Consider the following 13,127-nt stretch of genomic DNA (forward strand, 5'->3'; position numbering starts at 1 on the left):
CGCGCGGAATCAGGCCTCTTAGCTGTCGGCCTCTTGGCTGTCGGCGACGGTGCCGGGCAGGTGCCGCGCGTGCCAGTCCCGCACGGCCGCCAGCGCCGGATGGGCGAGGTTGCGGGCGAGGTAGCCCTCGATCCGCGGCAGGTGGGCGAGGTAGCCGGGCTTGTCGTCCCGCCGGTCGAGCCGGGCGAAGATGCCGAGGATTTTCGTCGCCCGCTGCGCCGCCAGGAGCGCGTAGGCGGTGGCGAAGGCGCCCATGTCGAAGTTCGGGTCGCGGGCACGGCGCTCGCGGACATAGAGGCCCAAGAGCCGCAATTCGAAGTCGGCGCTGGCGTCGACGCGGGCATCCTGCAGCAGCGACGCCACGTCGTAGGCCGGATGGCCCATCACCGCGTCCTGGAAGTCGATGACGCCGACCCGTTCCAGACCCTCCCGGTTCGGCAGCCAGATCAGGTTGGGGGAATGGTAGTCGCGCAGGGTCCAGGTCGGGCGGGCGGGGATGGCGCCGTCCAGCGCCTCGCGCCACAGGGCGACGAACTCGTCGCGGACTTCCTGCGACAGGCTCACGCCCCGGATGGCGGGGGCGTACCATTCCGGCAGCAGCTCCGCCTCGAAGAGCAGCGCGTCCTTGTCGTAGGGCGGGATCACGTGGTCGATCCCCGCCGCCACCGGCAGCACGGCGGGCAGGTCGGTGGCGTGGAGTTTGGCCAGCAGCCGCACCGCCTCCGCGTAGCGCTCCGGCCGGGGGGCGCCGTTCTCGATCACCGGCTCGCTGCCGAGGTCCTCGAGGATCAGCAGCCCCTCGGTCAGGTCCTCGCCGTAGACCTTCGGCGCCGAGAAGCCGAGCGCCCGCAGGCCCCGGTCGAGGGCGACGAAGGCGTGGACGCTCTCCGCGAGGTGGACGATGGCCGAGTAGGGCTTGCCGTCGCGCACGGGCGGACCGTCCGCCCGCGCCGGGGAGATCATCAGCACCGCCGTGGTGCCGTCGGGCTTGCGCAGGCGCTCGTAGGCGCGGGACGAGGCATCCCCCTGCATCAGGATGCGCTCGGCATCGTCCCAGCCGGCGCGGGCCAGGAGCTTGCGCACCGCCCGCGCCCGGTCGATGCGGGCCTGCATGCCGCCGAAGCCCTCGATCCGGGCGAAGCGCGAGCCCTCGCCGAATTCCGGCCGCAGGGCCAGGGCGACGGACAGGAGCGGGCCGCCATGGGCCGGCATCTTCTCCGGCCACTCGACCAGGGTGATCGCCCCCTCGGCCATCTCCTCGAAGCCGAGTTCGACCAACTCGTCCGGGTCGCGCAGCCGGTAGAGGTCGGCATGGACGATGGGGCGCCCGTCGCGGGCCGCGTAGGGCTGGACCAGGGTGAAGGTCGGGCTCGGCACTTCGAGGGCGGGATCGCCCGTCAATTCGCGGATGATCGCGCGGGCCAGCGTCGTCTTGCCGTCCCCGAGGCCGCCGGAGAGCGCCACCCGGTCCCCCGGCAGCAGGAACTCGCACAGGAACAGGCCGAGGTCTTCGGTCGCCATCTCGTCGGGCAACACGAATTCCCAGGCGGATCCCGCCTCGCCGGCTTCCTCGCGCACGTCCTGATCGTCGCCGCCCAAAACCACCTCCGCGCGCTTGCGCGCATGGTCCGTAAAGCAGGGACCGATGCAAGCCCTATCCCGCCGCCGCGCCTGTAACGCGATAGGGCGGTGCAGGGAAAGCACGCCCGCGACTCCCGGTCCAGGCTGGCACGGCGCTTGCCACGGCGGGACGCCGTGACACCAACGAAGGCACGTCACGGTGCGGAGGACAGGATGAAGCGCGAAGACCTCACCGAGAAGCTGCTCGATATCAAGCGGGAAAAGGGCTGGAGCTGGAAGTACATTCACGAGCAGATCGGCGGCCTGTCGCCCTTCCTGATCACCGCCGCCTGCATGGGCCAGATGAAGCTGCCCAAGGCGCAGGCGAAGCGTGCCGCCGAACTGTTCGGCCTGACCGAGGCCGAGGAGCGCATGATCAACGAAGCGCCCTATCGCGGCTCGATCCCCTCCATGCCGCCGACCGACCCGCTGATCTACCGCTTCTACGAGCTGGTGATGGTCTACGGCACGACCTTCAAGGAGCTGATCCAGGAGGAGTTCGGCGACGGCATCATGTCGGCCATCGACTTCAACATGGACATGGCGCGCGAGGCCAACAACAAGGGCGACCGCGTGAAGCTGACGATGTCGGGCAAGTTCCTGCCCTACAAGTATTACGGCAACGACGAGGGCACGCCGGAATACGGGTTCAAGGAGGGCTGAGGCCTTCTACCGGGATGCCGTCACGCTGAGCATCGGCAGCGTGACGCTCAAGGCCGCCTCGGGCTCCTTCGGGGGTCCGAGGCTCGCCAGGGCGGCGAGGCCCAGCGCCAGCGTCAGGGCGAGGAGCGACGTTTCGAAGCCGCGATAGACCCATTCCATCGTCACCTCCCGCGTTGAGATCCGAGGATCGGCGCGAAAGGTTACGATCCGGCTTACCAGCCGGACGCGACGAGGGCGGCGCCGGCCGCGATCAGCACGACGCCGGCCCAGGCCGCCGCGCTCAGGGTCTCGCCCAGCAGGCTCGTCCCGAGGATCGCCACTAGCACCACGCTGAGCTTGTCGATGGGCGCGACGCGGGCCGCCTCCCCCAGGGACAGGGCGCGGAAGTAGCACAGCCACGACGCCCCCGTGGCGAGGCCGGACAGGATCAGGAACAGGAGGCTGCGGCCGGAGATCGTTCCCAGCGCGGCCCCCTGCCCCGTCGCCACCACGATGGCGGCGGCGAAGAGCAGGATCACCACCGTGCGAACCAAGGTCGCGACGTCGGAGGGGACGCCCGAGACGCCGACCTTGGCGAGGATGGCGGTCATCGCCGCGAACACCGCCGACAGGATCGCCCAGAAGCGCCAGGATTGCAGAAGCACGGTCAAGAATCGCCCTCCGGCGGGTCGACCCGCCCGGGCCAGGGATACCACGCCCTGCGGGAGCGCGGCCCACCTCGCCACCCCGTCATTGCGAACGCAGTGAAGCAATCCAGGGACGCGCTACGTCCGCAGACGGCCCGCTGCCCTGGATTGCTTCGCTTTCGCTCGCAATGACGGGTGTGTGGAATTGTGCCGTCGGCGATCATTCCCCCCTCCCCGCAAGCGGGGAGAGGGGGGCAACGACGCCTACAGCAGCTTCTCGATGGTGATCGGCATGTCGCGGACGCGCTTGCCGGTGGCGTGGTGCACCGCGTTGGCGATGGCCGCCGCCGTGCCGACGATGCCGATCTCGCCGACGCCCTTCACACCCAGCGGGTTCGCCTTGTCCTCCTCGTCCACGAAGATCACGTCGAGGTCGTGGATGTCGGCATGCGCCGGCACGTGGTACTCGCCGAGGTTCCGGTTCATCCAGCGGCCGAGGGTGTGGTCGAGCATCGACTCCTCGTGGAGCGCCGAGCCGATCCCCATCACGGTGGCGCCGATGATCTGGCTCCGGGCCGTCTTGGGGTTGAGGATCTTGCCCGCCGCGATGGCCGAGACCACCCGCGTCACGCGGACCTGACCCAGCTCCTCATCGACCTTCACCTCCACGAACACCGCCTGGTGGGTGAAGCATTCGAACTCCTTGGCGAAGTCCGAATCCGGCCCGGCCTCGCCCACGACCTCGATCCGCTCGAAGCCGCCGGCCTTCATCGCGTCCACGATGGCCACCGAGCGGGACGGATCGTCGGCCAGCGCGATGCGCCCGTTCGAAAAGACCACCCGCTCGAAATCGGCGTTGGCGAGGGGCGAATCGTCCATCTGCCGGGCGAGCACGAAGACCTGGGCCGCGATCTCGCGGCAGGCCTTCATCGCCGCCGTGCCGGAGGAGGCCGCCGTCCACGAACCGCCCGCCACGGGGGCCTCGGCCAGCGACGTGTCGCCGAGCTTCGTCGTCACGTCCTCCATCGACAGGCCCAGCGTGTCGGCGCCGATCTGCGTGAGGATCGTGTAGGTGCCGGTGCCGATGTCGCCGGTGGAGTTGCCGAGTTCGAGCTTCCCATCCGCGCTCAGCACCGCCCGGCACTTGGAGGGCATCATCAGCGCCTCCCAGATGCCGGAGGCGACGCCCCAGCCGACGAGCTCGCGGCCCTCGCGCATGGAGCGGGGCTCCGGGCTGCGCTTGGCCCAGCCGAACCGCTCGGCGCCCTGCGTGAAGCAGGATTTCAGCGCCTTCGAGCCGAACGGCTTGTCCTCGATGGGCTCCCGGTCGGTGTAGTTGATGAGCCGCAGCTCGATCGGGTCCTTGCCGAGCTTCTCGGCCAGCTCGTCCATGGCGCTCTCGAGGGCGAACAGGCCGGAGACCGCGCCGGGGGCACGCATGTCGCCGGGGGTCGCCGTGTCGATCTTGGCGAGCTTGTACGTGAGCTTGACGTTGTCGCAGGCGTAGAGCGTGCCCGACCAGTTGACGATGTTCTCCTGGTAATCCTCGTAAGCCGAGGTGCCGTGGACGGCATCGTGCTTGAGGGCCTGGAGGGCGCCGTCCTGGCCCGCGCCGAGGGAGACGGTCTGCACCGCCTCGGCCCGGTAGGTGAAGCTCCACATCTGCTCGCGGGTGAGCACGATCCGCACCGAGCGGTTGAGATCGCGGGCCGCGAGCATCGCCAGGAACGCCTGGAATTGCGGGCGCAGGCCCGATCCGAAGCCGCCGCCGAGATAGGGGTTGAGCACCCGCACCTGCTCCGGCTTCAGGCCGAAGGCGCCGGTCAGGTACATCTGCGTGTTCGCGACGCCCTGGACCTTGTCGTAGACGGTGTAGCTGTCGTCGCCTTCGACCACGACTGTCGTGGCGTGCGGCTCCATCGGATTGTGGTGCTCGTTCGCCAACCGGTACTGCTGGTTGACCTTGATCGGCGCCTTGTCGAAGGCCCCGTCCGCGTCGCCCCACGGATCCGGCGGCGGCTTGATGCCGTCGCGCTTGGTCGGCGGGTCGTAGGCCTCGCCGAGCAGGGCGTCGATGTCGGTCTTCGGGGTCTCGGCCTTGTAGGACACCTTGACCAGGGAGGCGGCGTAGCGGGCCGTCTCGAAATCCTCGGCCAGCACCACCGCCACCGGCTGGCCGGAGAACATCACATTGGCGTCGAGGAGCGGCCGGTAGGGCACGCCGGGCGGGCCGACCATGTCCTTGTAGCCATCCGGGTCCTCGGCCATGTCCGGACGGTTCTCGTGGGTGAGAACCTTGATCACGCCGGGCACGGCCTCGGCCGCCGCCGTGTCGAAGCCCGTGATCGTGCCGCGGGCGATGGTGCTGGTGACGATGTAGCCGTGCGTCAGGCCGGGGGCGGAGAACTCGGCCGCGTATTTCGCGAGGCCGGTCACCTTGGCGGGGCCGTCGACGCGGCTGCGCGGGCTGCCGACGTGACGGTCGGTGCCGGAGGCGGGGCTGATCTGGGTAGCCATGGGCTGTGACCTCACTGAATGCGCTTGTCGCTGAGCGACTGGGGCGTGCCGGCGGCGGCCTGTTCGAGGCCGCGCACGATGGCCCGCCGGGCGAGTTCGATCTTGAAGCCGTTCTCGGACTGAGGCTTCGCCTCGGCCACGATCATCTCGGCGACGCGTGAGAAGGTCTCCCGCGTGGCGGGCTTGCCGGCGAGTTCGGCCTCGGCCTGCCTGTTGCGCCAGGGCTTGTGGGCGACGCCGCCGAGCGCCAGCCGGGCGGTCTTGATCGTGTCGCCGTCGAGTTCGAGGGCGGCCGCCACCGAGACCAGGGCGAAGGCGTAGGAGAGCCGGTCACGCAGCTTCAGGTAGGTGTAGTTCTGCGCGAAACCCTGCTCCGGCAGGTCGACGGCCACGACGATCTCGCCGGGCTTCAGGTTCGTGTCCTTCTGGGGCTCGTTCCCCGGCAGGCGGTGGAACTCGGCGAAGGGGATCGTGCGCTCGCCCTCCGGCCCGCTCACCTGCACCGTCGCCTCCAGGGCGGCGAGCGCGATGCACATGTCGGACGGGTGGGTGGCGATGCACTGGTCGCTGGGGCCGAAGATCGCGTGGATGCGGTTCACCCCGCCGATCGCCGGGCAACCCGAGCCGGGCTCGCGCTTGTTGCAGGGCGTGCCCGCGTCGTAAAAGTAGTAGCAACGGGTGCGCTGGAGCAGGTTGCCGCCGGTCGTGGCCGCGTTGCGCAGCTGCGCCGAGGCACCGGCCAGGATCGCGTTGCGCAGGAGCGGGTAGCGCTCCGCCACGCGGGAATCGTAGGCGACGTTCGCGTTGGTGGCGAGCGCGCCGAGGCGCAGGCCGCCGTCCTTCTCCTCGATGCCTTTGAGGGGCAGGTGGGTGATGTCGATGAGCCGGCCGGGCTTCTCGACCTCGTACTTCATCAGGTCGAGGAGGTTGGTGCCGCCGGCGATGAAGCGGGCACCCGCCCCGAAGGCGCCGACCGCCTCCGCCACCGTGCCGGCGCGGACGTATTCGAAGCGGTTCATCGTGCGCCCCCCTGGTGCATCACGTCCTCGATGGCATCGACGATGTTGGTGTAGGCGCCGCAGCGGCAGATGTTGCCGCTCATCGCCTCGCGGATTTCCTCGCGGCTGTGGGCGTGGCCCTCGCCCATCATGCCCACCGCCGAGCAGAGCTGGCCGGGGGTGCAGTAGCCGCACTGGAAGGCATCGTGCTCGATGAAGGCTTCCTGGATCGGGTGCAGGGCGTTGCTGCCCTTGCGCTCACCGAGGCTCGCCAGACCCTCGACGGTGGTGATCTCGGCGCCGTCCTTCATCACCGCGAGGGTGAGGCAGGAATTCACCCGGGTGCCGTTCACCAGCACGGTGCAGGCGCCGCACTGGCCGTGATCGCAGCCCTTCTTGGTGCCGGTGAGGTCGAGGCGCTCGCGCAGGAGATCGAGGAGGGTGGTCCAGGGCGCGACCTGCAGCTCCCGCCGCTGGCCGTTGATGGTGAGCGTGATGCCGATGGGCGTGTCCGCCGAAACCGGCGGACTCTGTTCGAGCTGCATGGCGTCGTCCGCGAAAGGGGCCGGCGGGGCCGGCGGGAATGGTCGGGTTCCGGCGGCGGGGCGCATCGCGACGGCCCACCCGCGACCGGGTCCGTCGATAACCATTCCAAACTGCGGGTGTTCCGGGCGGACGGACACGGTGCGACCGTGGGTGCCGGCCGCACCACGTTCCCCGTCCGCCTACCCCGTCATTGCGAGCGCAGCGAAGCAATCCAGGGCAGCGCTGCCTCGTCCGGAGACGTCGCGCCCTGGATTGCTTCGGCTTCGCCTCGCAATGACGGCGGAGCGAGAGGACGGCGGAGAGGGTGAGGGGGCTCCCCGGACGAGACTCCTCCGGGAAGCCCCCTCACCGCCGCTGCGGCTTCGCCTCCGCTTCCCGTTTGCACGACGAGGTGCAAACGGGCCTCTCCCCGCAAGACGGGGAGAGGGGGACCCCGCGCCCTCCGGCGATACGACGGCCCCTGCCCATTGCCGCCCGCCGCCGGCCTCGGCTAACCCTGGGCCGACCGTAAGGCATTCCGGAGCCAAGCCATGGCCGCCCTCGACGCGATCCTGAACGACATCGACGCGGATCTCGACAACGCCCTCGAACGGCTCTTCGCCTTCCTGCGCATCCCCTCGATCTCGACCGATCCGGCCTATGCCGGCCAGTGCCGGGAGGCCGCCGCGTGGCTCGCCGCCGACCTCACGGCGCTCGGCTTCGCGACCAGCGTCGAGGACACCTCGCTCCACCCGGTGGTGCTGGCCCACAAGCCGAAGGCGAACGCGCCGCATGTCCTGTTCTACGGCCATTACGACGTGCAGCCGGTCGACCCGCTCGACCTCTGGACCCACCCGCCCTTCGAGCCGCGCCTCACCGACGAGGGTGGCCGCAAGCGAATCGTCGCCCGGGGCGCCTCGGACGACAAGGGCCAGGTGATGACCTTCGTGGAAGCCTGCCGGGCGCATCTCGCCATGAGCGGCGAACTCCCCTGCGGCGTCACCATCCTCATCGAGGGCGCCGAGGAGAGCGGATCGCAGGGTCTGCCGGAATGGGTCGCGGCCAACCGCGACCGGCTCGGCTGCGACGTGGTCCTCGTCTGCGACACGGGGATGTGGGACCCGCGGACGCCGCAGATCACCTCGTCGCTGCGCGGCCTCTGCTACTTCGAGGTGAAGGTCACCTGCGCCGACCGCGACCTGCATTCGGGCTTCTTCGGCGGCGCGGCGCGCAACCCGATCCACGTCCTGTCGCGCATCGTCGCCGACCTGCACGACGCGGACGGCCGGGTGACGGTCCCCGGCTTCTACGAGGGCGTCCACGAGCGCCCGGCGGAGGTCATCGAGCAATGGCGCGGCCTCGGCATGACCGCCGAGACGCTCCTCGGCCCCATCGGCCTCAAGGAGCCGGCGGGCGAGAAGGGCCGCCTGCCGCTGGAACTGGTGCAGTCGCGGCCTGCCTGCGACGTGAACGGCATCTGGGGCGGCTACACCGCCGAGGGCACCAAGACGGTGATCGCCTCCACCGCCTCGGCCAAGGTCTCCTTCCGCCTCGTGGACGACCAGGACCCGGCCGCCCTCGCCAAAAGCTTCGAGGCCTTCGTGCGCGAACGCGTGCCGGCCGATTGCTCCGTCGAGGTCATCACCTACAAGGGCTCGCGGGCGATCAGCCTGCCCTTCGACATGCCGGAACTCGCCACCGCCAAGGCGGCGTTGCAGGAGGAGTGGGGCGTGCCCGCCGTGACCGTGGGCGCGGGCGGCTCGATCCCGATCGTCGGCGACTTCAAGCGGCTGCTGGGCAAGGACACGCTGCTCATCGGCTTCGGCCTCGACGACGACCGCATCCACTCGCCGAACGAGAAGTACGACCTCACGAGCTTCCACAAGGGCACACGTTCGTGGGCGCGGATTCTCTCCGCCCTGGGCGCCAGGGGCTGAGAGCCCCGTGCCGTAGGACACCCCACCCGCCCATTCCCCCGCCCCGAGGGGATGGCCCGCCGAAGCTAAGCCGTCTCATCGATGGAACCGATGGGAGGAGGCAGGCGGAATGCGGGAGTTCATGACAGGGGGCGCGGCCCTCGGCCTGGGGCTGAGCGCGGCCCTCGCGGGAGGCGCGGCGCGGGCGGGCTCGGCGGCGCAGCCGGGCCAGACCATCGGCCTGCCGACCGGCGCGCAATTGCCGGTCGGCCTGTATTTCGTGAACCTGTCGAGCTTCGGCGTGCGCGACACCGCGCCGGCCTCGTCGGAGTCGAACGTCAACCTGCCGACGCTCGCCCTGGCGACGCCCTGGACGGTGCTCGGCGCAAGGGTCCAGTTCTTCTTCACCCAGCCGGTGGCGGCGTCGAGCCCGCGCGGCGGGCCTTACCAGAGCGGCATCGGCCAGCAACTCCTCGCCGGGCAGCTCGCCTGGGACCTCGGCAACGATGTCGGCGTCAGCTACCTGTTCGGCGGCTACCTGCCGATCGATACCCGCTTCCTCACCCAGGAAGCCTCGCTCTCGCACCGCTTCGCGGCGAGCTACACCGGCAACGGCTTCAACCTGACGGCAAACCTGCTCTACGGCACGTTCCTGAACGAGCGCTCGCCCTTCGGCGTGCTCTACCCGGACTATTTGAACCTCGATGTCACCGCGACGAAGAAGTTCGGAAAGTTCGAGATCGGCCCGGTGGCCTTCGGCTCCACCGACCTGCCGACCAACGTCGCCGGCTACCGGCGGCAGGGGCAGATCGCGGTGGGCGGCCTCGTCGGCTACAATTTCGGACCGGTGAACCTGCAGGCCTACGTCACCCGCGACGTGATCGAGCGCAACTACGGCGGCTACGAGACCCGGGGCTGGCTGCGCGCCATCGTCCCCCTCTACCAGGACAAGAAGGACACCGCGCCGAACCGCACCCTCGTGACACGGGAACAGGGCGGATAACCGCCCCTTCGTCCGACTTCGTCTTCGCTTCCTCCAACAAAAGACCCCCGCGATCCTCGGATCGCGGGGGTTCTTCGTGTCAGACCGTCTTAGCGATGGGCGCGGCGGGGCGCGGTGCCCGAGGCCCAGTGCGGGGCGACGATGTCGCCGCGGCTGACGGTCGCCCGGTGGCCGTCATGGTACATCGGCGCGCCGGCGATCTGGCCCGTGCCCATCCGCTGGGAATGGAGCGACTTCGGGTTGTGGTACGGGTCGCTGACGTAGCTGCTCATGTGGCCGCCGCCGGCGGCCTGGCGGCTGCCGTCGCCGCCTTCGGCATGGGCCAGGGACGGCAGGGCGAGAGCGGTGACGGCCAGGCCCAGGATCGCAAAGCGCTTCATCTCATAACCCCTTCGAGGTGCCTTGGCGCCGAACCCCCTGTCCTGCGCCGATGAGAAGAACATAGCGCCTGTTTTCGAATGTATAAGTGCGCATGCGCACAGTATATCTATCTGTAATTTAATCCGTATACTATCAATACAACGTGCGCCGACACACATCGGGCGTGGAGTGCGGGACTAATCCTCTGCCCCGGCCGTCAGCGGCGGGCGATCCGCCGGTCGATCCAGGACCAGAGGGCGCGGATCTCGGCCGCCGCGTAGTTGGCGGGGGCGTGCTCGGTGACGCCCCGGCCCAGGGCGATGGCGTCCTGATGATCGACGCGCTGGAGCAGGGCGGGCTCGGCCATCATCCCGAGCCCGGCGAGCTGCTGCGCGTAGAGTCCGGTGCGCGGCGACGGCGGCGGCGGGCACTGGTTGAGGACGAGGGCGAGGCGTTCGGCGAGACCCTGCCCGGCCAGGAGTTCGATGGTCGGCAGGGCCGCCATCAGGTCGAGGCGCGAGGGGCGGATCGGGATGAGCACGAGATCCGCGAGCCGCAGGATCGCCGCGACACCGCCGATGGAGGAGCCGGGCGTGTCGATGATCGCGAGGGTGCGCCCCTGCTCGGCCTGCTGGTCGAGGATCGGCTGGAACTGCGCGAATTCCCAGGGTCTCAGCCGGTCGACGACGGGTTCGGCCTCACCCCGGAGACTTCCCCAGGCGCAGAGTGAACCCTGCGGATCGGCGTCGAAGGCGGTCACGCGCTCGCCGGCCTGGGTCGCCGCGACGGCGAGGGAGGCGGAGAGCGTGGTCTTGCCGGTGCCGCCCTTCTGGACGGCGACCGCGACCACGCGGGGGCGAGGGCTGGGATGGGGGCCGGTGCTCACGCGCGGCCATCTGTCGGTTCGGGGCCCGTGCGGCGGGAGTCCATCGTGCGATTCCGTCCCCGGGCACGGGCGGGGAGCCGCCTGATTCCGGGCGGTGCAGGCTTACGGCAGGCGCGGCCTGCGGGAAACCGCACGCCGCGCCCCGCCCACAACCAGCGCCGGGCGATGTCAGTGGATCGCGTCGATGATCTTCGCCTTGGGGCTCGCGTCCGGCGCGGGCGAGGAGCCGGCGACGAGGGTGCTGCCCGGCTTGGCGACGGTGAGCCCGATGGCGATGAGGGCGAGGATCGCCGCGAGGCTGGCGGGGAACAGGAAGGCCATCTCGCCGAAGCGGTAATCGAGCAGGCCGCCGAGCACCGCGCCGGTGCTGAGCCCCGCCCAGAGCGGCGCCTGGATCCAGAAGGAGGGCGCCACGGTGCCCATCAGCAGGTTGGCGCAGCCGGTGCCGAAGCGGACCACGGCGCCGGTCACGTAGGTGAGCGCGAGGGAGCGCCCGCCCTCGTCCTGCAGGGTGGCGTTCTGCAGGCCGAGCGCCAGCACGATCGGGTAGGCATGGAGCGGGTAGGCGAAGCTGCCCCAGGGCATCAGCAGGCCGGTGGCGAGCAAGGCTGCCTGGATCGTCAGCAGCACCGAGAGCCGCCAGCGGCCCACCGCCGCCGCGATCAGCGTGCCGAGGAACGCGCCGAAACAGAACACCGCGATGGTGCTCGCCACGCGGGTGACGTTGTCCCAATCGCCGTTCGCCACCGCCACGCCGAAGCGGGTGGTGTTGCCCGACATGAACGACATGAAGAGCTGCGAGAATTCGAGGAAGCCGATGGAATCGGCCGTCCCGGCGAGCATCGCCAGGGCGATGGCGAAGAACAGCCGGGTGCGCGGATCGGCGGGGAACGATTTGTCCGCCGGGAGCCCGGCCTTGTCCGTCTCGATCCGCTCATTGACCATGCGTCACCCCCCGTGACCTTGGCCGCCCCGTGGCGGCCGACCATTAATGGACGGAGCCGCCCGAGGTTTCATCCAAGCTCTGGTTGCAGTGCGGCAATGCGACCGGGCACCGGCCTTCCCGCCTCGAACCGGACCGTCGCCTCGCGCAGGACCCGCACCGCGAGACCGGCCGACCCGGCCGCCGCGATCAGGTGAGCATCCGCATGAGCGTAGCGCCCGTCCGTGCCGAGGCGCGCCGGAGGGTCCGCCGCGTCGTCCGGCGGCGACTGGACGGTGAAGGCCGCCCATCCCCCCGGCCTGAGCACGCGGGCGATGCCGGCGAGGATCGGCGCGAGGTCGGCGCAGTAGATGAACACGTCCGCCGCGATGCAGAGATCCGCCGAGGCCGCCGGCTCCTCGCGGAGGAACGCCCCGAGTTCGGCCGCGACCAGCCTGTCGTAACAGCCCTTGGCGCGGGCCTGCGCCAGCATGGCGGGCGACAGGTCGACCCCCGTGAGCCGCCCGACCCGATGGGCGATGGCCGCCCCGGCGAGGCCGGTGCCGCAGCCGAGATCGAGGGCGGCCTCGAACCGTGCCGGCGCGGCGGGCAGCACGTCCGCCACGAGGGCCGGCCCGACATAGCGCAGCCCCTCGACGAGGTGGCGCTCGAAGCGCGGCGCGTAGCCGTCGAACAGGGCGCGGACATAGGCGGGCGTGAGGGCGGCCCCCTCCCCTCGTCCGAGCCGGGCGAGATGCAGCCCGGCGCCGATCCGATCCTCCGGGTCGAGGCCGCGCGCCGTCGCGTAGGCCACGAGCGCGGCCTCCTGTTCGGCGGCCTCACGGGTGGCGGCAAACAGCGCCTCCCGCGCCCGCCCGAGGAGCAGCCACGCGGGGGCATAGCCCGGGGCGATCTCCACCGCCTGGGCGGCAAGATCGGCGCAGGCCGCTGCGTCGCCCTCCACGAGGCAGGCCTCGGCGTAGCGATAACGGCGGTCGGCGAGGAGATCGCCGGAACTCTGGGGGACGTACATGCGTCGAACAGGGTTTGGAGAAGGGCGAGCCCTTTTGCGGGCGCGGGGCGAAGCCCCG

Annotated in this window: 13 protein-coding genes; 3 read left to right on the plus strand and 10 right to left on the minus strand. The window is 70.4% G+C overall.

Annotated elements, in window-relative coordinates:
- Positions 1 to 18: 18 nt before the first annotated feature.
- Entirely contained in the window at positions 19 to 1,599 is a 1,581-nt protein-coding gene (gene tsaE / locus ACS5Q7_RS22560; protein WP_478341506.1) for a tRNA (adenosine(37)-N6)-threonylcarbamoyltransferase complex ATPase subunit type 1 TsaE, read from the minus strand.
- 195 nt (positions 1,600 to 1,794) lie between these two features.
- On the opposite strand from tsaE, the gene cynS reads away from it, so the two are divergent.
- Positions 1,795 to 2,283, plus strand: coding sequence for a cyanase (cynS, locus tag ACS5Q7_RS22565; protein ID WP_478341507.1), 489 nt, complete (start codon positions 1,795 to 1,797; stop codon positions 2,281 to 2,283).
- A 6-nt stretch (positions 2,284 to 2,289) separates the two neighbouring features.
- On the opposite strand, the gene ACS5Q7_RS22570 is transcribed toward cynS, so the two are convergent.
- From ACS5Q7_RS22570 to ACS5Q7_RS22590, 5 genes are all read right to left on the minus strand, one after another.
- Positions 2,290 to 2,442, minus strand: coding sequence for a hypothetical protein (locus ACS5Q7_RS22570; RefSeq protein WP_478341508.1), 153 nt, complete (start codon positions 2,440 to 2,442; stop codon positions 2,290 to 2,292).
- A gap of 53 nt (positions 2,443 to 2,495) precedes the next feature.
- Entirely contained in the window at positions 2,496 to 2,933 is a 438-nt protein-coding gene (locus tag ACS5Q7_RS22575; protein WP_478341509.1) for an EamA family transporter, read from the minus strand.
- Positions 2,934 to 3,173: 240 nt separating this feature from the next.
- Positions 3,174 to 5,426, minus strand: a complete 2,253-nt coding sequence (locus ACS5Q7_RS22580) for a xanthine dehydrogenase family protein molybdopterin-binding subunit (RefSeq protein ID WP_478341510.1) — start codon at positions 5,424 to 5,426, stop codon at positions 3,174 to 3,176.
- Between the two features lie 11 nt (positions 5,427 to 5,437).
- Entirely contained in the window at positions 5,438 to 6,445 is a 1,008-nt protein-coding gene (locus ACS5Q7_RS22585) for an FAD binding domain-containing protein (RefSeq protein WP_478341511.1), read from the minus strand.
- Entirely contained in the window at positions 6,442 to 6,969 is a 528-nt protein-coding gene (locus ACS5Q7_RS22590; protein ID WP_478341512.1) for a (2Fe-2S)-binding protein, read from the minus strand. Before ACS5Q7_RS22590 ends, ACS5Q7_RS22585 begins: the two co-directional genes overlap by 4 nt.
- A gap of 531 nt (positions 6,970 to 7,500) precedes the next feature.
- Between ACS5Q7_RS22590 and ACS5Q7_RS22595 the strand changes: the two genes are divergently transcribed.
- Positions 7,501 to 8,886: a M20/M25/M40 family metallo-hydrolase gene (locus ACS5Q7_RS22595; protein WP_478341513.1), complete on the plus strand. Its 1,386-nt coding sequence runs from the start codon at positions 7,501 to 7,503 to the stop codon at positions 8,884 to 8,886.
- A gap of 109 nt (positions 8,887 to 8,995) precedes the next feature.
- Positions 8,996 to 9,868, plus strand: a complete 873-nt coding sequence (locus tag ACS5Q7_RS22600) for a transporter (protein WP_478341514.1) — start codon at positions 8,996 to 8,998, stop codon at positions 9,866 to 9,868.
- 89 nt (positions 9,869 to 9,957) lie between these two features.
- Here the strand turns inward: ACS5Q7_RS22600 and ACS5Q7_RS22605 are convergent, their stop codons facing one another.
- The 4 genes from ACS5Q7_RS22605 to ACS5Q7_RS22620 form a co-directional block, all read right to left on the minus strand.
- Positions 9,958 to 10,248, minus strand: a complete 291-nt coding sequence (locus tag ACS5Q7_RS22605) for a DUF2790 domain-containing protein (protein WP_478341515.1) — start codon at positions 10,246 to 10,248, stop codon at positions 9,958 to 9,960.
- A 197-nt stretch (positions 10,249 to 10,445) separates the two neighbouring features.
- Positions 10,446 to 11,114, minus strand: a complete 669-nt coding sequence (locus ACS5Q7_RS22610; protein WP_478341516.1) for a nucleotide-binding protein — start codon at positions 11,112 to 11,114, stop codon at positions 10,446 to 10,448.
- Positions 11,115 to 11,282: 168 nt separating this feature from the next.
- On the minus strand, positions 11,283 to 12,059 hold the full coding sequence (locus ACS5Q7_RS22615; protein ID WP_478341517.1) for a YoaK family protein: 777 nt from the start codon (positions 12,057 to 12,059) through the stop codon (positions 11,283 to 11,285).
- Between the two features lie 68 nt (positions 12,060 to 12,127).
- Complete coding sequence (locus ACS5Q7_RS22620) at positions 12,128 to 13,069, minus strand: class I SAM-dependent DNA methyltransferase (RefSeq protein WP_478341518.1); 942 nt, start codon at positions 13,067 to 13,069, stop codon at positions 12,128 to 12,130.
- Positions 13,070 to 13,127: the final 58 nt, after the last annotated feature.

It is taken from the genome of Methylobacterium sp. Gmos3, from assembly GCF_056430985.1.